Origin of the sequence: Pseudomonas sputi (genome assembly GCF_021603585.1) — a bacterium.
Lineage (GTDB): Bacteria > Pseudomonadota > Gammaproteobacteria > Pseudomonadales > Pseudomonadaceae > Aquipseudomonas > Aquipseudomonas sputi.
Genome location: NZ_BQHI01000030.1, coordinates 18,380 through 36,269, shown reverse-complemented (window position 1 = coordinate 36,269; position 17,890 = coordinate 18,380). Strand labels below are relative to the sequence as shown.

Genomic DNA, 17,890 nt, shown 5'->3' with positions numbered 1-17,890 from the left:
TTAAAACGGTGCCGGGCATTCGAAACGCAAGCGTTCGCCGGACTGCGGGTGGGTGAAACTGAGCATGCTCGCGTGCAGGCACAGACGCGGCCAGGCAGCCAGGGCTTGCTCGTGGGCATAGAGTCCGTCACCGAGCAGCGGATGACCGATTGACAGCATGTGCACCCGCAACTGGTGCGAACGGCCGGTGATCGGGGTGAGCTCGACACGGCACCAGTCGCCGCAACGTTCCAGCACGCGCCAGAACGTCAGCGCGTGTTTGCCATGTTCATGATCGACCACGTGGCGCGGTTTGGTCGGCGGGTCGTAGCGCAGGGGCAGGTCGATGCTGCCGCTGTCCAGTTCCGGCTGACCCCAGCAGAGCGCAGTGTAGGCTTTCTCTGTTTCACGATCGTGAAACTGGCGCGACAGTTCGCGGTGGGTGTCGGCGTCACGGGCCAGCAGAATGATCCCCGAGGTTTCCCAGTCCAGGCGATGGACGATACGCGCTTCCGGGTAGCCGTTTTCCTGCAGGCGGGTGATCAGGCAGTCCTTGTTGTCATCGGCCCGGCCGGGGACGGAGAGCAACAGGGTCGGTTTGTTCACCACCAGAACGGCGGCGTCCTGATGAATGATTTGGACGTTGGACAACGGCATTAAAACAGCCTCGTAACAAATGCCAACGGCGGCTCAGGGCCCTTCCGGTGTCGGAAGGGCCCTGAGCCGCCGTCGTTCCTGCCGGATCGACTCAGCGGTCTGGCAGGGTTATGTTGAGTTCCAGAATCGAGCAGCTGCCCTGGCTCTCCAGTGCCACGTGCACGTCGTCGTTGCCGATGTTGACGTACTTGCGGATCACTTCCACCAGTTCCTTCTGCAAGGATGGCAGGTAGTCAGGGGTGCTGCGCTGGCCGCGTTCATGCGCCACGATGATCTGTAGACGCTCTTTCGCGACCGAGGCGGTACTTGGCTTTTTATTGGCACGAAAGAAGTCAAAAAGGTTCATTACCTACCTCCAAACAGACGCTCGAAGAATCCCTTCTTCTCGACATTCAGGAACCGGTGTTCTTTTTCCTTGCCCAGCAGGCGATCAACGGTATCGCTGTAGGCCTGGCCGGCGTCGCTCTGATCATCGAGGATCACAGGTACGCCCTGGTTGGAGGCCTTGAGCACGGCCTGGGATTCCGGAATGACGCCCAGCAGGCGCACGGCGAGGATTTCCTTGACGTCTTCGACGCCGAGCATTTCGCCTTTTTCGACGCGCTCCGGGTGGTAGCGGGTGATCAGCAGGTGCTCCTGGATCGGCTCTTCGCCGCGTTCGGCGCGACGGGACTTGCTGGCCAGCAGGCCGAGCATGCGGTCGGAGTCACGTACCGAAGACACTTCAGGGTTGGTCACGACGATCGCTTCGTCAGCGAAGTACATGGCCAGGTGCGCGCCTTTTTCGATGCCCGCCGGGGAGTCGCAGACGACGAACTCGAATTGTTCCTTGAGCTCCATCAGGACTTTTTCCACGCCTTCCTGGGTCAGCGCGTCTTTGTCGCGGGTCTGGCTGGCGGCCAGCACGTAAAGGTTTTCCAGGCGCTTGTCTTTGATCAGGGCCTGTTGCAGGTTGGCTTCGCCGTTCACGACGTTGACGAAGTCATACACCACGCGGCGCTCGCAACCCATGATCAGGTCGAGGTTACGCAAGCCCACGTCGAAGTCGACGATGACTGTTTTGTGGCCGCGCAGAGCGAGGCCGGTACCGATAGCGGCGCTGGTGGTGGTCTTACCCACACCACCCTTGCCGGATGTAACCACGAGAATCTTGGCCAAGGTGTTTCACCCCTAAGGAAGAAGGACTGTTCAGCCCCTGAAAAACATCTCTAGAAAACTACTGCAGTCGGACAGCCTTGGCTGGAATTCGGCTTTTGGCCTTTTTCCTACTTCGTTTGAGCCGTTTTCGCTACGTTTTAGAGATGCTTGGAAAATGCGGCAGTATCCGTTAAAGCCGAATGATGTTCAACACGTCGCCCGACAGGCTGACCTGTACGCCCGAACCCCACATCGGATCGCGACGCAGGTCTTCGGAAACCTTGTAATGGCCTGCGATGGAGATCAGTTCAGCGCTCAATTGCTGACAGAAAATCCGCGCCTTGGTGTCGCCCTTGACCCCGGCCAGCGCACGACCGCGCATCGGGCCGTATACATGGATGTTGCCATCGGCGAGAAGTTCCGCCCCCGGACTGACCGAGGAAACCACGACCAGATCGCCACCCTGCGCATATATCTGTTGGCCACCACGTACTGGCGTGGTGATGACGCGGGTCGCTTTGACGGTCGGCTCCGGCGGCTTTTCCGGTTTTTTCGGTGCGACGGGTTCAGCGCTTTCCAGCGGTCGCTCGCGGGCGCCGGAGGGCGGCAGCACCGGGATGTCGATGGCGATGGCAGCGGCGATGTCTTCGATGCGGCTGGCGCGGATTGCCAGGGTGCGCAGGCCGTGCTGACGGCACACGCGCATCAGGCCCGGCAGGTCAACAGCGCCTTCACTTGGCGGCAGTTTGTCCAGCGCCAGAACCAGCGGCGCATTGCTGAAGAAATTCGGTGCCTGGGCGACTTTGGCGGCCAATTGCCGATCGAGGCTGTCCAGGTCGTTGCGGGACAGCTCCAGCACCGTAATGGCGAGCATGCTGCCCTTCAGCTGGAACACGGGATCTTGGTCTTTCGGTTCGGTTTGGCTCATGTCGGCATACAACGGCTTGTCACTAAAAGTGCCGAGACTTATAACGAGAACGCCCGCAGGCCGCAAGCCGGGTCGAACGATGTAGAATGCGCGGCCACTGTATTTACGGAAGCTTTAATGGATCGCCCGCGTTTTCGAAAAGCATTTCTTGCCCCACGCTTCTGGCCGCTCTGGTGCGGCCTCGGGCTGTTGTGGCTGATCGTGCAGCTGCCGTATCCGGCCTTGCTGGCCATCGGTCGTTTTCTTGGTGCCCTGATGTATCGCTTCGCCGGCGACCGACGGCGCATCGCCAAGCGCAATCTGGAACTGTGTTTCCCGGAAAAGTCCGCCGCTGAACGCAAGCGTCTGCTCAAGGAAAACTTCGCCTCCACCGGCATTGCCTTCTTTGAAATGGCCATGAGCTGGTGGTGGTCGCGTCAGCGTCTGGCGAAACTGGCTCACGTAGAAGGTCTTGAGCATTTGCAGAAGGCTCAGCGCGAAGGCAAGGGCGTGATTCTGATGGCGGTGCATTTCACCACCCTGGAAATCGGCGCGGCGCTGCTCGGCCAGCAACACACCATCGACGGCATGTACCGCGAACACAAGAACCCGCTGTTCGACTTCGTCCAGCGTCAGGGCCGCGAGCGGCACAACCTCGATTCGCTGGCCGTGGAACGTGACGACGTGCGCGGCATGCTCAAGTTGCTGCGCGCGGGCCGGGCGATCTGGTACGCGCCGGATCAGGACTACGGCGCCAAGCAAAGCATCTTTGTGCCGCTGTTCGGCATTCAGGCCGCAACGGTCACCGCCACCAGCAAGTTCGCCCGGCTGGGCAAGGCGCTGGTGGTGCCGTTCACCCAGCAACGTCTGGCCGACGGCAGCGGTTATCGTCTGGTGATTCATCCGCCGCTGGAAGGTTTCCCGGGCGAGACCGAGGAAGAAGATTGCATCCGCATCAATCAGTGGGTCGAAGGCGTGTTGCGTGAGTGCCCCGAGCAATACCTGTGGGCACACCGACGCTTCAAGAGCCGGCCACCGGGCGAGCCGAAGCTGTACGCCAAACGCGGTTGATTGACCCATTCCCATAAGCACCACGGAGCGTTGCGATGAGCCCAGCTGAACCGGTCACAGGTTTGATTCTTTCCGGCGGCGGGGCTCGGGCGGCGTATCAGGTGGGGGTGCTGGCGGCGATTGCCGAATTGCTGCCGCTGGGGGCGGACAATCCGTTTCCGGTGATCGTCGGCACCTCGGCCGGGGCGATCAACGCGGTCAGTCTGGCCAGCGGTGCGACCGATTTTCGCGCGGCCATCGAGCGCCTGACGCTGTTCTGGCAAGGCTTTCGCAGCCATCGCGTATTGCGCAGCGACTGGCCGGGGGTGATTCGCCAGGCCAGCCGTTTCGTCAGTCACAGCCTGTTGGGCATGGGCCGCCAACTGCCGGTGGCGCTGCTCGACAGTTCGCCGCTGCATCATCTTCTCAACGAAAAACTGCACATGCCCGGTATCGCCGAGTCCATCGCGCGCAAGCAACTGCACGCAGTGGCGGTGACGGCGTTCGGTTATGAGTCGGGGCAGGCGGTGACCTTCTACCAGGGCGGCGGGACCATCGATTCCTGGCTGCGTCATCGGCGCATCGGTGTGCCGACGCAGTTGTCGGTGGAACACTTGCTGGCCAGTTCGGCGATCCCGCTGTTGTTTGCGCCAGTGAAGATCGGCGATGAATATTTCGGCGATGGCGCGGTGCGGCAATCGGCACCGATCAGCCCGGCGCTGCACCTGGGCGCGAGCCGGGTGCTGGTGGTGGGTGTCAGTGGCAATCCGCGCGGTTTCGATCCGGCGCAACCGCTGGCGCGCGCCTATACCGGGCAGCAGCCGACGCTGGCGCAGATCGGCGGGCACATGCTCAACAGCACCTTCATTGATAGCCTGGAAAGCGACATCGAGTTGCTTCAGCGTCTCAACCAGTTCAGCCGTCTGATGCCCGAAGGCACGCCGACCCGGGCGTTGGGTGTGGCGCCGGTGGACGTGCTGGTGATTTCGCCGAGTCAGCCGATCGATGAAATCGCGGCGCGGCATCGTCAGGAATTGCCGGCGGCGTTGCGTCTGTTTCTGCGTGGGCCGGGAGCGACCAAGACGAGCGGGGCAGGGGTGTTGAGTTACTTGCTGTTCGAGGCGGGGTATTGCAGCGAATTGATCGATCTGGGCCGGCGCGATGCCTTGGCCAAGCGCGATGAGCTGTGCCGGTTCCTCGGGATTGGCGAGGCGGTGGCTCCCGCTTGAGATTTGTGGTGCCGCCTTTCGCGAGCAAGCCCGCTCCCCCACTGGTTTTGTGAACGACACAAAACCAGTGGGGGAGCGGGCTTGCTGGCGAAGGCGTCCTTTCAGACGCCACTGACACCAGGATCAGAAGTGGAACTTCACCAGGAAGCTCGTGGTGCTTTGATCGGTCTTGAAGTACTGGCTGTCCTTGATCCCGTACTTGTCCGACCAGTAGTCGTACTCGACACCCACATACAGCTGCTTCTCGCCAATGTTCAGCGCCTTGCCCAGGTCGTATTTGACCTGTGGGTTGAAGTGCAGGTTGGCGTGGTAGTCGCCTTTGGAGTTGGAGTCGTTGTCGACCACCCAGTCCATGAAACCGTCGATCAGGATGTTCGAGTCGCCGACCGGAATCGTGTAGGACCAGACCGGGGTGATCTGCCAGACGTTGTCACCGGCACGGGAGCCTTCGGTGTGGCGCTGGTAGAAGTTCAGCTGGAAGTAGTCGAAGCCCGGGATTGCCAGGTCAAAGCCTGGACCGATCAGGTACGACTCGGTATCGCCTTCACCGAATTCGTAGGTCATGGCCAGCAGTACGTCGGTCACCGGACCGAAAGCCAGTTTCTGATCGAAGATCTTGCCGAACGACAGACGCGGGCTGATTTCGCCGTAGTAGGTGTTCGAGCCGACGCCGCCGTCATCCTTGCCGTTGTAGAAGATCTTGTCGACGAACACGAAGTTGTCGCCGTACTTCCAGGCATCGGCGTGCTCGAAGGTGACGGTCTGCTGAATGCGCGGGTTGACCTGGAAGTCCTTGCCATAGAGGTAGGTCAGGCTGTTGTTCTGCCATTGCAGCAGGCCGTCGGCCATGGCCTGACCCCCTGCCAGCAGCGATCCCGCAAGCATCAGGCTGGTGCACATACGTTTCATTCGGTTGCTCCCAAAGTAGGTGTTCCACGTTTATTTTTTTTAAGTCGGCGCTCTGGTGTGGCGCCTTTTTCGTTGCAGCAAAAATCATCCATCCGGTCAGCTTTCATGCTGTTAGCAAGAGCTGAGCCAAGGCTTTTCGAAAAGCAAAAAAACGCCCGTCGGCTGCTGAAAAACAGTCGATTGAGCGTGTTTTCGGGATGCCTCGGTACTGACCGCGGCCGGGATAAGTTGGCTTTTCGGTCAGAAATTAAATTCGGGCTTTTTTTTAGACCGAATTCAGGAGGCCGCGGAGAATACTGACTCAACGGCCAGGCCTCAAGTGCCCCGCAACAGGGCACCGACGACAGGTAGGGGGCACGGTTGCGGGCCATCTTAGAAGTGCACCTTTACCAGCAGGCTGGCGGTGTTCTGATTGGTGTCGAAACTGTGGGTGTTCTCGATGCCGTATTTGTTTTTCCAGTAGCTGTATTCGGTGCCGACGTACACCTGCTTTTCACCCCATCCGAGGGCTTTGCCCAGGTCGTATTTGATCTGCGGGTTGATGTGCAGGTTGGCGTGATAGGTGCCGCGTGAGTTCTGATCGTTGTCGACCACCCAGTCGAGGTAGCCGTCGATCAGCAGGTCGGAGTTGCCCACGGGAATGCTGTAGGACCAGCCCGGAGTGATCTGCCAGACGCCATCGCCGGGGCGCGGGCCTTCGGTCTGGCGGCGGTAGAAGTTCAGGGTGAAATAGTTGAAGCCCGGCACCTTGAGGTCGAAGCCGGGGCCGATCAGGTAGGCCTCGCTGTCGCCTTCACCGTATTCGTAAGTCATGGCCAGCAGCACGTCCTTGATCGGGCCGAATTCCAGCTTCTTGTCGAAGATCTTGCCGAACGACAGGCGCGGGCTGAATTCGCCGTAAAAGGCGTGGGGGCCTTTGTTGCGGTCTTCCTGGCCGTTGTAGAAGATCTTGTCGACGAACAGGAAGTTGTCGCCGTACTTCCACTTGTCGGCATGCTCGAACGTCACCGTCTGCTGGATCGACGGGTTGATCGCAAAGTTCTTGCCGTACAGGTAGCTCAGGCTGTTGGTCTGCCACAGCAGTAAATCGCCGGCCATGGCTTGCGAGGCGGCCAGCAGGCCGCCGCTCAACAACACGTTGGTTTGAGTCCGGATCATCTGTTGCTCCCTCTTGTTTTTATTGTTTGAGGCAAAGCTGTCGCGAGGGGGCTGGCGTTGGCGAGCCCCTTTTTTACTCTTCGGATCAGTGCGGGTGTGCCTGGCAGTCGTTGATCGCGGCGCGTTCGGCGCCACCGAGGATGTTGAACAACAGGTTCAGCGTCAGCGCGCTGAGGGTGGCCATGGCGATCCCGCTGTGGGTGATCGGGCTCATCCACAACGGCAGGTGGGCGAAGAACTCCGGACGCACCACCGGAATCAGGCCCATGCCGATGCTCACCGCCACCAGCAATTGGTTGCGACGGTCACCGATATCGGCTTCCTGCAGGATTTTGATGCCGGTAGCCGCCACCATGCCGAACATCGCTATCGCCGCGCCACCCAGCACCGCCGGTGGAATCGACGCCACCAGGAACGCCGCTTTCGGCAGCAGGCTCAGGACGATCAGCAGGCCGCCGGCGACGATGGTTACCGAGCGGCAGCGCACGCCGGTCATCTGTACCAGGCCGATGTTCTGGGCGAAGGAGGAGTGGGTGAAGGTGTTGAAGAATCCGGCGAAGAACGACGCGCCGGCATCACACAGCAAGCCGCGACGCAGCATGCGCGGGCAGACTTCCTGACCGGTGATCTTGCCCAGCGCGAGGAACATCCCGGTGGACTCGACAAAGATGATCACCACCACCAGGCACATCGACAGGATCGGTGCCAGTTCGAACTTCGGCATGCCGAAGTGCAGCGGGGTGACGAACTGAACCCACGGCGCATTGGCCATGCCGCTCAGGTCGACCATGCCGATGGCGCCACAGAGCACGTAGCCCAGGCACATGCCGATCAGCACGGAAATGTTGACCCAGAAACCGCGCATGAAGCGGTGGATCAACAGAATGGTGGCCAGCACCAGTGCAGCGATGGCCAGATAAATCGGTGAACCGAATTGAGCGGCGCCAGCACCGCCACCGGCCCAATTCACGGCCACCGGAAACAGTGACAGACCGATCGAGGTGATGACCGTGCCGGTCACCAGCGGCGGGAAGAAGCGTACGACCCTGGACATGAACGGCGCGATGAGCATGCCGAAGAACCCGGCGGCGATGGTTGCGCCGAAGATGCCCTGCAGACCGATGCCGGGCATGCCCGCCATGGCGACCATGCTGCCGACGGCGGCAAAACTGGCGCCCATCATCACCGGCATGCGAATGCCCATCGGGCCGATGCCGAGGGACTGCACGATGGTGGCGATGCCGGCGACCAGCAGGTCGGCGTTGATCAGGAAGGCGATTTCTTCACGACTCAGGCCAGCGGCCTGTCCGATGATCAGCGGTACCGCGATGGCGCCGCCGTACATCAGCAGAACATGTTGCAGACCGACCAGGATCAGTTGCAAAAGGGGCAAACGCTGAATGGCGGGTGCGTCGGGGATGCGCGCTTTGGACAGCTCGGACATGCAACACCTCGGATCTTTTTTATTCTTGTGATGAACAGCGGCCGGGTTGCTTGCCGCTGTCCTCTTTGCATCAGGCAGACCGCTTATGCGGCCAATCGCAGGCAAGCCGGCGCCCACAGGATCCGGATGATCCGTGTGGGCGCGAGCCTGCTCGCGAGGTTTTTACGGCTTAGTTGGTCTGGGCTCCCTGGGCGATCCATGCACCGATCAGGTCACGTTCCTGCTGGGTCATCTGTGTGATGTTGCCCAGTGGCATGATCTGCGTGGTGATGGCTTGCGCCTGGATCCGCGCCGCGTTCTGACGGATCTGCTCGGGAGTGTCGAGCATTACCCCGGCCGGCGCCGCGCTGAACAGCGGGCTGGTCGGTTTGGCCGAGTGGCAGACCGTGCAGCGTTCCTGGATCACGTTGTGCACCTTGTCGAACGCAGGGCCGGCGTTGGACGCCTGAGCCGGAGCGGCGGCCGGCGCAGCGGGTGCTGCCGGTTGTGCCGCTTCAGCCGGTTTCGCGCCACCACCCAGCGCCGTTTCCGGCAGCGGCTGGTACTCGATTTTCGCAGGCGCCTTGGCCACGTCCGGAGCGGTCGACATCGGCGCCGGGCCGGTGACGTACGCCAGACTGATCATGCCCACCGCTGCCACCGGCAGGGTCCAGGCAAACTTGTGGCTGTCGTGACGGGTGTTGAAGTAGTGACGCACCAACACCGCCAGCACGGCGATCCCGGCCAGGATCAGCCAGTTGTACTGGCTGCCGTAAGTGCTCGGGAAGTGGTTGCTGATCATGATGAACAGCACCGGCAGGGTGAAGTAGTTGTTGTGACGCGAACGCAGCAGGCCTTTGGCCGGCAGCGCCGGATCCGGCGTGCGGTTCTCGGCGATCGCGGCCACCAGTGCGCGCTGGGCCGGCATGATGATGCGGAACACGTTGCCCACCATGATGGTGCCGATGATCGCGCCGACATGCAGGTACGCACCACGACCGCTGAACACCTTGCTGAAGCCATACGCCGCGCCGATGATCAGCACGAACAGGATGAAGCCGAGCAGGGCCGGTTTCTTGCCGAGGGGCGAATCGCAGAGGAAGTCGTAGATGAACCAGCCGGCGATCAGCGAGCCGATGCCGATGGCCACGCCTTCAGGGCCGGTCAGGCCGCTGCCGGGTGCCACGAGGTAGAGCACGGGGTTGGAGTAGAACACCACGCAAAGGAGCGCGATCCCCGACATCCAGGTGAAATAGGCTTCCCATTTGAACCAGTGCAGGTTCTCCGGCATCGACGGAGGGGCCAGTTTGTATTTTTCCAGGTGATAGATACCGCCGCCGTGGATCGCCCACAGGTCACCGGCCAGACCGGTTTTCGGGTTGACGCGGTTGAGGTTGTTCTCCAGCCAGACGAAGTAGAACGACGCGCCGATCCAGGCCACGCCAGTGATCATGTGAACCCAGCGCACGCTCAGGTTCAGCCATTCCAACAGATGTGCTTCCACAGTCTTTACCTCTCGCCTGTCACTCTTGTTGTCGAGTGATCAGACCTTCTCTTATTGGTGGGGGGCGAGGATCAAACGCTCATCCTCTTTGAAAAAATGCTCATCGCAGTTATTGCCTGTGCCACTGCGATCAACCACCAGGAAGTCATCCCGCTTTTCGATCGTCAGCACCGGGTGGTGCCAGACGCCGCGATGGTAATTGATGCCCTGCCTGCCGTTGGTGACGAAGGCGCGGACCAAGCCTGATACAGGTACATCGCCAAGTGGCGCGACCACGATCAGAAAGGGGTTGCCGAGCAGCGGAATGAAAGCCTGGCTGCCCAGCGGATGGCGTTCCAGCATGCTGACGGTCAGCGGCATGTCCTGCGCGTCGGCGCGGAAGATGCTGATGATCGCGTTGTCCTCAGGCGTCGCGGTTTCGACCGTCGCCAGTTTGTGGAAGCGCATGGTCGAACCGTTGTTGATCATGAAGTGATCGCTGCCGTCGGTTTCGATCACGTCACCGAAAGGGGCGAAGGCTTCTTTGGTCAGCGGTTCAATCGTCAGTGTGCGCATGCTGTTCTTCTTAATCTCTTGAATATGATCGTTCCCACGCTCTGCGAGGGAACGCCGCCATGGACGCTCCGCGTCCACTGTGACGCAGAGCGTCACGGTATGCATTCCCACGCAGACGGTTCGACGCCTCGACGTGGGAACGATCATTACGGTGTTACTTCGCGACCTTGCCCAGTACGCGCAGGCGGCTCACACCACCATCCGGGAACACGTTCAGACGGATGTGGGTGATCGGCCCCAGTGCCTTGATCTGCTCGACGAAGGTGTGTTCGGCGTGCATTTCCAGCTTCTGGCTCGGCAGCAGTTCGCGCCAGAACAGCGACTGGGTTTCGATCTGGCTGTCGGTGCCGCCCTTGACGAACGCGCCCTGGATCGAGCAGCTGTCCGGGTAGTTGCCCTTGAAGTGCAGGGTGTCGACGATGATCTTTTCGATCTCGCCCGGATGGCCCAGCGCGACGATCACCCAGTCATTGCCCGGGGTACGACGACGTGCGGTTTCCCAGCCGTCGCCCATGTTGATGCCACGGCCCGGGTTGAGGATGTTGCTCATGCGGCCGAAGTGTTCGTCGGAGCAGGCGAGGGCGCGGCCACCGTTGAGGGCTGCAGCCAGGTCGACTTGCTCGTTGTCGCCAACGGCCGACCAGTCGCGGAACGGAATGCCGTACACGCGCAGACGGGCGACGCCGCCATCCGGGTAGATGTTGAAGCGCAGGTGGCTGAACGCCTGGTCGTTGCTGATTTCGTGGTAGTGGTGGCTGTTGCCCTGCAGCTCGACGGCCGACAGCACTTCAGTCCACTGGGTGTTTTCATCCGGCTCGCCCGACGCCAGGAAACACGCTTCCAGCGAGGCCGATGGCGGGTAGTTGCCGGTAAAGAATGAAGTGTCGATGTCCACGCCTTTGATCGAACCCGGTACGCCCAGGCGGATCACCGCGCTGTCGTAGCCTTCGAAGCGCTTGCGGCGGGACTCCCAGCCGTCCATCCACTTGCCGTTGTCATCGAACACGCCCTCCTTCCACACGGCCGGGGTCGGCTGAAACAGACGATTGGCGTCTGCGAACCAGTCATCGGTGACCGAGATGATTTTGGTGCCCAGACGGGCATCGGCCAGGTTGACGAACTTCTCGAAAGGTACGGCGTAAGCTTTCATTCTTCTTGTCTGCCTTTAAATAAGTGGCTTGGGATGCTTGCAGGGCCCTGGGAAACACAAGCGTTCTAGAGGTTTCTCGGGCCAGGCTCGCTAGAGAGTCAGTAATCGGAACAGGGCGATCTTGTTGATCTCCGCCAGCGCGCACTTGAACTCGGTGTCGACCGGGTTGTGAATGCGCGTTTCGAACGCCGCGAGGATCTGATGCCGGTTGCTGCCTTTTACCGCCATGATGAAGGGAAACTTGAACTTGGCCTTGTAGGCGTCGTTCAGCTCGGTGAAGCGCTGGAACTCTTCGGCCGTGCATTGGTGAATACCGGCGCCAGCCTGTTCATGGGTGCTGGCTTCGGTCAACTCGCCCTGGACGGCAGCTTTGCCGGCCAGGTCCGGGTGAGCGTTGATCAGGGCCAGCTGACTGGCGTGATCGGCGCTCAACAGGATGTCGCTCATGCGCTGGTGCAGGGTTTCGATCTGGTCGATCGAGGCGTCCTGGCCCAGGTCGAAGGCCTTCTCGGCCACCCATGGCGAATGTTCGTAGATGTCGGCGAAGGCTTTGACAAAAGCGTCGCGGCTCAGGGTCGACGGTTGCAGGGTTTGAAAGGTGCTCATTGGGCAGCCCCTTGGTACGGGTGGGTTTCCTGCCAGTGCCGCGCAATGTCGACGCGGCGGCTGAACCACACCTGTTCATGACTTTTAGCGTATTCGATAAAGCGCTTGAGCGAAGCCAGACGCGCCGGACGGCCTATCAGGCGGCAGTGCAGACCGATCGACAGCATCTTCGGCGCTTCAGCGCCTTCGGCATACAGCACGTCGAACGCATCTTTGAGGTATTCGAAGAAATCGTCGCCCTTGTTGAAACCCTGGACCTGGGTAAAGCGCATGTCGTTGGTGTCCAGGGTGTACGGAATCACCAGGTGCGGCTTGCCAGTCGGGTTGTTCGGTTCCCAGTAGGGCAGGTCGTCATCGTAGGTGTCGCAGTCGTAGAGGAAACCGCCTTCCTCCATCACCAGACGGCGGGTGTTGGGGCCGGTACGACCGGTGTACCAGCCCAGCGGGCGCTCGCCGGTGAGTTCGGTGAGGATGCGGATCGCTTCAAGCATGTGCTCGCGTTCCTGCGCCTCGTCCATGTACTGGTAGTCGATCCAGCGGTAGCCGTGGCTGCAGATCTCGTGACCGGCTTCGACCATCGCGCGGATCACATCCGGGTGGCGCTGGGCGGCCATGGCCACGGCGAAGATGGTCAGCGGAATGTCGAATTCCTTGAACAGTTTCAGGATCCGCCAGACGCCGGCACGGCTGCCATACTCGTAAAGCGATTCCATGCTCATGTTGCGCGCGCCTTGCAGAGGCTGGGCCGCGACCATTTCCGAGAGAAAGGCTTCCGATTCCTTGTCGCCGTGCAGGATATTGCGCTCGCCACCTTCCTCGTAATTGAGTACGAAGGACAGGGCGATCCGGGCATTCCCCGGCCAGTGTGGGTGAGGAGGGTTACTGCCGTAACCGATCAGGTCGCGTGGGTAGTCAGCGCTCACTGCAGTCTTCCTTCTTATTCGTTGACAGATTGTGTGGCGCCCTGAGGTCTGGATGGCAGGCTGGCGTCACAGCGATGGGCTGATTGTATACAACTTTATTCTCATTTTGTAAGCCTGAATTTTCGCATTTTTCACCGGCTGTCATCTTTTGCTGTTAATGGCCTGAGCCTGCAAGAAACCTGCCTGACCAGTCAGCTAATGGATTGGGGGTTCAATGAATGCAAGGTTGAAGGGCAAACCACCGGGAAATCGAAGGATGGCGGGGGTAGGAGGAAAAATGTCGTTTTTATTGTGTACAATTTTTTTGAAAAGTGTCTTAATCAATCGCTCGCCGCAGCTTTTCGTGCTCCGAAACGGTGCGGTCTCCTTTTCAACTGACTTCGGGAGGCGCGAGGTCTGACTGCTCCACGCAGGCAGGCGCGCAGAATCAATGGGACGTTTGACAACACACGTTTTGGACGCTGCACACGGTTGCCCGGGCAGCTCGATCAAGGTCGAGCTGTACCGCGTTGAAGGTTCGCACCTGGAATTGGTCGCCAGTGCATTTACCAACAGCGATGGCCGGGTCGATGCGCCGCTGCTGCAAGGCGATGACTACCGTACCGGTGTCTATCAGGTTCAGTTCCACGCCGGCGATTACTACCGCGCCCGTGGCGTCCAGTTGCCGGAGCCGGCATTCCTGGACGTGGTGGTGCTGCGGTTCGGCATTTCTGCCGAACAGGATCACTACCACGTACCGTTGCTGATCTCGCCTTACAGCTATTCCACCTATCGGGGCAGCTGACCCCCAAGCAGCTGCCCCTGCCGGGAAGCGACTGCGCATATAGCTTCTTTGGTCTTTCGCCCGCTCACACTGCGGGCTTTTTTTCGTTTCGCAAAAGGCGTTCCTGATTACAGATTGGCAAGCGTTCCGAGTCTCGACTCGTCATCCCTCACAATGAAAACGGTATCCGTTTGCGAAGTCAGCACCTGCGAACCGCCCTTGAGCCAGACCAGTTTTTTCTCCGCGTGTGCCTGGAGGATTTCCTGCAGTGCTGCGTATCCGATCTGGGTATTCAGCCGGGCATCGGTCGCATTCGGATCGGAATTCAAAGGCTGGTGAATTTTTCTGCCCTTGACGCGATACAGGCTGATGAAAAAGACGAAGGGGTGATTTTTTCGACGAAAGACCAACGCCGGAAAGGCATTCGCCATGGTCGGCGGGAAAACATCATAGCCCTGCCGTGTCAGGATGCCGGTCATCATCCGTTTGAGTTCGGTACCCGATTGCGTTTTCGTGAAATGGTCCCATTCCTGCCTCGTCAGATCGAAGTCCAGCCGCTCCAGAGGGCCTTGCGGGGATGCATTCGGCAAATCCAGGGTCCGGGAGAATCCCGAACCGCTGCCGGACGTTGGTAATACCGGGAGCATCAGCAGGGGATCAGCCAGCCGCGGGCGAGGTGCGCTGTTGCCACTTTTCCAGTCATTGAACGTTTGACGGAGGCGGGTCAGGCCGACACCTGTTGCCATGTCGCCATCGTTGGCCAGGCTGAACTGGTGTCGCGCCACTTTAGCCACTGAGGTCTCCGACAACCGCGGAAAATAGGCGGCAACGTATTGTTTCAGCGGGTGTTGAAAGGGAAGGTTCGGGTCTACTTCCCATTGATTGGCCGGTGGAACTCGGATGGCGCCCCGGGGTTGCTGCATCAAGTCAGTGTCGAGGATGCGCTCCAGGTAATCGAAATCGTAAACCCAGTGCTCCGGATTCTTGATGTAAACGATCGGGTGATCCGGATCGGTTCCGCGTGGTACCAGCAGAAACTGGGTGCCATCAATTTCGAGGCTGCCGAAGGATGCATGCTGAGGGGGCGCTGCCCATCTTTTCCAGGGATCTGACCCGTCATCACCCGTAGAAGTGGAAGGGCGTTTGGACGCGACAACCTCCCCAGGATCGTCATCCGGGGTGCGCAGGCGCTTGAAAGTCAATCTGGAGTCATTGTCGCCGGCGCTCTCGTCGGAGGGCTTCACGCGCCAGGTGAGGGTGCCTTCCACCCGCTCGATACGTGGGCCGGAGGGGTTGTAGTCGCTGTTCAATCTGGCCCGGTAATGATTTTCCGAGTCGATGCCCAGCAGCACGGTTCCTCCTTCCTGAAGATCAACGAAATGCCTTTGCGTCCCGAGCTCTCGAATGCCGGAAAGTGCATTCGGCGCCGGCAGTCTGGATAACTGATTGGGCGGTAGAAAAAAATGCTCGATCGGCGCATGGACAATGACCGGGGTGATATGCGTTTCGAGCGGAAGGTCGACGATCTCCAGAGGCACGGGACGAGAGGGGGTTGATTGAGCAGGGGTGCCGGGCTGGTCTACAGATGCCTGGTCTGCCGCATGAGTGTCCAGTGGCAGCCGGTGCAGTGCTGGAGGCCCAACGTCGGAAAGGTGGAAGGGGGCGTCGGGTGAGGGCGTATTGGTACCGGGTTTCAGCGGTTTTTTGGGGCTCATGGATTATTTCACTCGCAAGGTCGATTCACGTTGATCTGGCCAGAAGAGCCCGGATGTTCGGTGAATCAACGCTGCGCAGTGCGGTGCATATATCTAGGTGTCAGGCGAAATGTTGCCGTTCATCATGTGCTCTTGGAGGTCTCAGTGACTGCTCAGGAGCGAAGCTGCACCCGCACCACCAAACAGACCGGCGCTGATGCGGTTGAACCAGCTCTGGCCCTTGCCGCTGCGCAAATAGCGCGCAGCGCCATGAGCGCCAAGGCCGTAGGTCAACTTGCACAGCAGATCGAGTACCGTCCAGGTCGCGATCATCACCAGCAACTGCGGCAGGAAAGGCTGCTCGGCGCTGAGGAATTGCGGGAGGAAAGCGGCAAAGAACAGGATGTCTTTCGGATTGCTGGCGCCGAGTACAAAGGCGCGCCCAAACAGTGCGCGAAAGCGCGGAACAGGCGCTGCGTCCGGTACTGTGGCGCCCACCGCAGGCTGGCGCGATTGCTGCCAGCTCTGCCAGGCGAGGTAGAACAGGTAGATCGCGCCGACGATTTTCAGGGCGCTGAACAGTTTCTCGGACGCCAGCAGCAGGGCACCCAGCCCCAGGGCCGAGGCACTGAGCAGGCAGATCGAGGCGAACACACCACCGAGAAACGCCGGGTACGAACGACGCAAACCGTAATTCAGACTGTTGCTGATCATCAGCAACGACAGTGGCCCCGGAATCAGGATCACCACCAGCGCAGCGCCGCTGAACAGCAGCCAGGTTTCCAGACTCATCACGTGCTCCTTTTTATCGTTATCAAGAATGTGCAAAAGCCCCACCCGGTCGGGTGAGGCTGTTTTGAAGCGAGAACGGCCTGGCGCTTACAGGAAAATGAACTTGGCGATGAAGATCGCGCAGAGCACCCACAGGCTGACCGAGATCTCTTTGTATTTACCGGTGCCGGCTTTCAGTGCGACATAGGTAATGAAGCCCAGCGCGATACCGTCGGCGACCGAAAAAGTCAGCGGCATCATGATCGCGGTGACGATTGCCGGAATGCTGTCGGTCGCTTCGTCCCATTCGATGTGCGCCATGCCGCCCATCATCAGCATCGCTACATAAATCAGCGCACCGGCGGTGGCATAAGCGGGAATCATGCCGGCCAGCGGTGCAAAGAACATCGCGGCTATAAATAGCACACCCACGGTGACTGCGGTAAGACCAGTCCGACCGCCAGCGGCCACTCCGGCGGCACTTTCTACGTAGCTGGTGACCGGCGGAACGCCGACTACCGCGCCGAATACGCTGGAGGCGCTGTCGGCTTTCATCGCACGGGAGAGGTTCTCGATGCGGCCGTCAGGGTTCACCAGGTTGGCGCGCTGGGCGACGCCCATCAGTGTGCCGGCGGTGTCGAACATGTGCACGAAAAGGAAGGCCAGCACCACGCTGATCATGCTGACGTTGAATACGCCGGCGACGTTCATGGCCATGAAGGTCGGCGCCAGGCTTGGCGGGGCGGACATGATGCCCTCGTAGTGCACCAGATCCATTCCCCAACCGGCGAGCGTCACGGTGATGATGCTGATGAGAATCGCACCGAACACCTTGTGGTAGCTGAGGATCGCGATCATCAGAAAGCAGATGGCGGCAAGCAGCGGGCCGGGTTCGTGCAACGAGCCGAGCTTGATCAGGGTGGCCGGACTGTCGACGACAATGCCGGCGGTTTTCAGGCCGATCAGCCCGAGAAACAGACCGACACCGGCGCCCATTGCATAGCGCAGGCTGACCGGAATGCTGTTGAGCAGCCATTCGCGAATCCGCGAAAAGGTCAGGATCATGAACAGCACGCCCGAGACGAACACCGCACCGAGAGCGGTTTCCCAGTTGTAGCCCATGGTGCCGACCACGGTGTAGGTGAAGAACGCGTTGAGGCCCATGCCCGGTGCAAGACCCACGGGCCAGTTGGCGTAAAGGCCCATCAGCAGGCAGCCCAGCGCGGCGGCGATACAGGTGGCGACGAAGGCTGCACCGTGATCGATCCCGGCATCGGCCATGATGTTCGGGTTGACGAAAATGATGTAGGCCATGGTGATGAAGGTTGTCAGACCGGCAATCAGCTCGGTCTTCACCGTGGTGCCATGCAAGCTGAGTTTGAAGATGCGCTCAAGCAGGCCAGTGCGTAACGGCGGCGAGAGTTCCAGCGTCGATGCTTCGGATTTGCGGCTTTCCACAGCGAGTACTCCTCAAG

General features: G+C 60.2%; 19 protein-coding genes. 3 read left to right on the top strand and 16 right to left on the bottom strand.

What is annotated here, in order from left to right:
• The 4 genes from L6D81_RS25875 to minC all read right to left on the bottom strand — a co-directional run bounded on the left by L6D81_RS25875 (window position 1) and on the right by minC (window position 2,701).
• Window positions 1-636: an RluA family pseudouridine synthase gene (locus L6D81_RS25875; RefSeq protein WP_039769876.1), complete on the bottom strand. Its 636-nt coding sequence runs from the start codon at window positions 634-636 to the stop codon at window positions 1-3.
• A gap of 91 nt (window positions 637-727) precedes the next feature.
• A complete protein-coding gene (gene minE / locus L6D81_RS25870) occupies window positions 728-982 on the bottom strand; it encodes a cell division topological specificity factor MinE (RefSeq protein WP_007960071.1) in 255 nt (84 codons plus the stop codon).
• Window positions 982-1,794 carry a septum site-determining protein MinD gene (gene minD / locus L6D81_RS25865; RefSeq protein WP_064378705.1) on the bottom strand — a complete coding sequence of 271 codons (813 nt, stop codon included), beginning with the start codon at window positions 1,792-1,794 and terminating at the stop codon, window positions 982-984. The genes minE and minD overlap by 1 nt, the downstream gene beginning before the upstream one ends.
• 169 nt (window positions 1,795-1,963) lie before the next feature.
• Window positions 1,964-2,701 (bottom strand): septum site-determining protein MinC, encoded by a 738-nt coding sequence (gene minC, locus L6D81_RS25860; protein ID WP_236182476.1) that lies wholly within the window; start codon window positions 2,699-2,701, stop codon window positions 1,964-1,966.
• A 117-nt stretch (window positions 2,702-2,818) separates the two neighbouring features.
• On the opposite strand from minC, the gene L6D81_RS25855 reads away from it, so the two are divergent.
• On the top strand, window positions 2,819-3,751 hold the full coding sequence (locus L6D81_RS25855) for a lipid A biosynthesis lauroyl acyltransferase (RefSeq protein ID WP_236182475.1): 933 nt from the start codon (window positions 2,819-2,821) through the stop codon (window positions 3,749-3,751).
• Between the two features lie 35 nt (window positions 3,752-3,786).
• On the top strand, window positions 3,787-4,959 hold the full coding sequence (locus L6D81_RS25850) for a patatin-like phospholipase family protein (RefSeq protein ID WP_236182474.1): 1,173 nt from the start codon (window positions 3,787-3,789) through the stop codon (window positions 4,957-4,959).
• Between the two features lie 123 nt (window positions 4,960-5,082).
• On the opposite strand, the gene L6D81_RS25845 is transcribed toward L6D81_RS25850, so the two are convergent.
• The 9 genes from L6D81_RS25845 to puuE all read right to left on the bottom strand — a co-directional run bounded on the left by L6D81_RS25845 (window position 5,083) and on the right by puuE (window position 13,187).
• Window positions 5,083-5,868, bottom strand: a complete 786-nt coding sequence (locus tag L6D81_RS25845; protein WP_103387058.1) for an outer membrane protein OmpK — start codon at window positions 5,866-5,868, stop codon at window positions 5,083-5,085.
• Entirely contained in the window at window positions 5,865-6,239 is a 375-nt protein-coding gene (locus L6D81_RS25840; protein ID WP_236182473.1) for a hypothetical protein, read from the bottom strand. Before L6D81_RS25840 ends, L6D81_RS25845 begins: the two co-directional genes overlap by 4 nt.
• Before the next feature lies 1 nt (window position 6,240).
• The gene (locus tag L6D81_RS25835; protein WP_236182472.1) at window positions 6,241-7,026 is read right to left on the bottom strand and encodes an outer membrane protein OmpK; all 786 of its coding nucleotides are present in this window, start codon (window positions 7,024-7,026) and stop codon (window positions 6,241-6,243) included.
• An 85-nt stretch (window positions 7,027-7,111) separates the two neighbouring features.
• Complete coding sequence (locus L6D81_RS25830; protein ID WP_236182471.1) at window positions 7,112-8,470, bottom strand: nucleobase:cation symporter-2 family protein; 1,359 nt, start codon at window positions 8,468-8,470, stop codon at window positions 7,112-7,114.
• A gap of 169 nt (window positions 8,471-8,639) precedes the next feature.
• Entirely contained in the window at window positions 8,640-9,953 is a 1,314-nt protein-coding gene (locus L6D81_RS25825; RefSeq protein ID WP_236182470.1) for a urate hydroxylase PuuD, read from the bottom strand.
• Between the two features lie 51 nt (window positions 9,954-10,004).
• The gene (locus L6D81_RS25820; RefSeq protein WP_027613342.1) at window positions 10,005-10,508 is read right to left on the bottom strand and encodes an ureidoglycolate lyase; all 504 of its coding nucleotides are present in this window, start codon (window positions 10,506-10,508) and stop codon (window positions 10,005-10,007) included.
• A gap of 154 nt (window positions 10,509-10,662) precedes the next feature.
• Entirely contained in the window at window positions 10,663-11,658 is a 996-nt protein-coding gene (gene alc / locus L6D81_RS25815) for an allantoicase (RefSeq protein ID WP_236182469.1), read from the bottom strand.
• A 90-nt stretch (window positions 11,659-11,748) separates the two neighbouring features.
• On the bottom strand, window positions 11,749-12,264 hold the full coding sequence (gene uraD, locus L6D81_RS25810) for a 2-oxo-4-hydroxy-4-carboxy-5-ureidoimidazoline decarboxylase (RefSeq protein WP_064594598.1): 516 nt from the start codon (window positions 12,262-12,264) through the stop codon (window positions 11,749-11,751).
• Window positions 12,261-13,187, bottom strand: a complete 927-nt coding sequence (gene puuE, locus L6D81_RS25805; protein WP_236182468.1) for an allantoinase PuuE — start codon at window positions 13,185-13,187, stop codon at window positions 12,261-12,263. Before puuE ends, uraD begins: the two co-directional genes overlap by 4 nt.
• 430 nt (window positions 13,188-13,617) lie before the next feature.
• Between puuE and uraH the strand changes: the two genes are divergently transcribed.
• Entirely contained in the window at window positions 13,618-13,971 is a 354-nt protein-coding gene (gene uraH, locus L6D81_RS25800; RefSeq protein WP_236182467.1) for a hydroxyisourate hydrolase, read from the top strand.
• 107 nt (window positions 13,972-14,078) lie between these two features.
• Here the strand turns inward: uraH and L6D81_RS25795 are convergent, their stop codons facing one another.
• The 3 genes from L6D81_RS25795 to L6D81_RS25785 all read right to left on the bottom strand — a co-directional run bounded on the left by L6D81_RS25795 (window position 14,079) and on the right by L6D81_RS25785 (window position 17,873).
• Entirely contained in the window at window positions 14,079-15,665 is a 1,587-nt protein-coding gene (locus L6D81_RS25795; protein ID WP_236182466.1) for a hypothetical protein, read from the bottom strand.
• Window positions 15,666-15,806: 141 nt separating this feature from the next.
• A complete protein-coding gene (locus L6D81_RS25790) occupies window positions 15,807-16,436 on the bottom strand; it encodes a LysE family translocator (RefSeq protein WP_192564082.1) in 630 nt (209 codons plus the stop codon).
• Between the two features lie 87 nt (window positions 16,437-16,523).
• Entirely contained in the window at window positions 16,524-17,873 is a 1,350-nt protein-coding gene (locus tag L6D81_RS25785; RefSeq protein ID WP_236182465.1) for an NCS2 family permease, read from the bottom strand.
• Window positions 17,874-17,890 lie beyond the last annotated feature (17 nt).

What these genes read in the sequence shown, in the direction of transcription:
- L6D81_RS25855 (WP_236182475.1), top strand. Translation starts at nt 2,819, where the DNA reads ATGGATCGCCCGCGTTTTCGAAAAGCATTTCTTGCCCCACGCTTCTGG.
- L6D81_RS25875 (WP_039769876.1), bottom strand. Translation starts at nt 636, where the DNA reads ATGCCGTTGTCCAACGTCCAAATCATTCATCAGGACGCCGCCGTTCTG.
- L6D81_RS25845 (WP_103387058.1), bottom strand. Translation starts at nt 5,868, where the DNA reads ATGAAACGTATGTGCACCAGCCTGATGCTTGCGGGATCGCTGCTGGCA.
- minC (WP_236182476.1), bottom strand. Translation starts at nt 2,701, where the DNA reads ATGAGCCAAACCGAACCGAAAGACCAAGATCCCGTGTTCCAGCTGAAG.
- L6D81_RS25840 (WP_236182473.1), bottom strand. Translation starts at nt 6,239, where the DNA reads ATGGCCCGCAACCGTGCCCCCTACCTGTCGTCGGTGCCCTGTTGCGGG.
- uraD (WP_064594598.1), bottom strand. Translation starts at nt 12,264, where the DNA reads ATGAGCACCTTTCAAACCCTGCAACCGTCGACCCTGAGCCGCGACGCT.
- minE (WP_007960071.1), bottom strand. Translation starts at nt 982, where the DNA reads ATGAACCTTTTTGACTTCTTTCGTGCCAATAAAAAGCCAAGTACCGCC.
- uraH (WP_236182467.1), top strand. Translation starts at nt 13,618, where the DNA reads ATGGGACGTTTGACAACACACGTTTTGGACGCTGCACACGGTTGCCCG.
- L6D81_RS25790 (WP_192564082.1), bottom strand. Translation starts at nt 16,436, where the DNA reads ATGAGTCTGGAAACCTGGCTGCTGTTCAGCGGCGCTGCGCTGGTGGTG.
- L6D81_RS25830 (WP_236182471.1), bottom strand. Translation starts at nt 8,470, where the DNA reads ATGTCCGAGCTGTCCAAAGCGCGCATCCCCGACGCACCCGCCATTCAG.
- alc (WP_236182469.1), bottom strand. Translation starts at nt 11,658, where the DNA reads ATGAAAGCTTACGCCGTACCTTTCGAGAAGTTCGTCAACCTGGCCGAT.
- L6D81_RS25850 (WP_236182474.1), top strand. Translation starts at nt 3,787, where the DNA reads ATGAGCCCAGCTGAACCGGTCACAGGTTTGATTCTTTCCGGCGGCGGG.
- L6D81_RS25820 (WP_027613342.1), bottom strand. Translation starts at nt 10,508, where the DNA reads ATGCGCACACTGACGATTGAACCGCTGACCAAAGAAGCCTTCGCCCCT.
- L6D81_RS25795 (WP_236182466.1), bottom strand. Translation starts at nt 15,665, where the DNA reads ATGAGCCCCAAAAAACCGCTGAAACCCGGTACCAATACGCCCTCACCC.
- L6D81_RS25835 (WP_236182472.1), bottom strand. Translation starts at nt 7,026, where the DNA reads ATGATCCGGACTCAAACCAACGTGTTGTTGAGCGGCGGCCTGCTGGCC.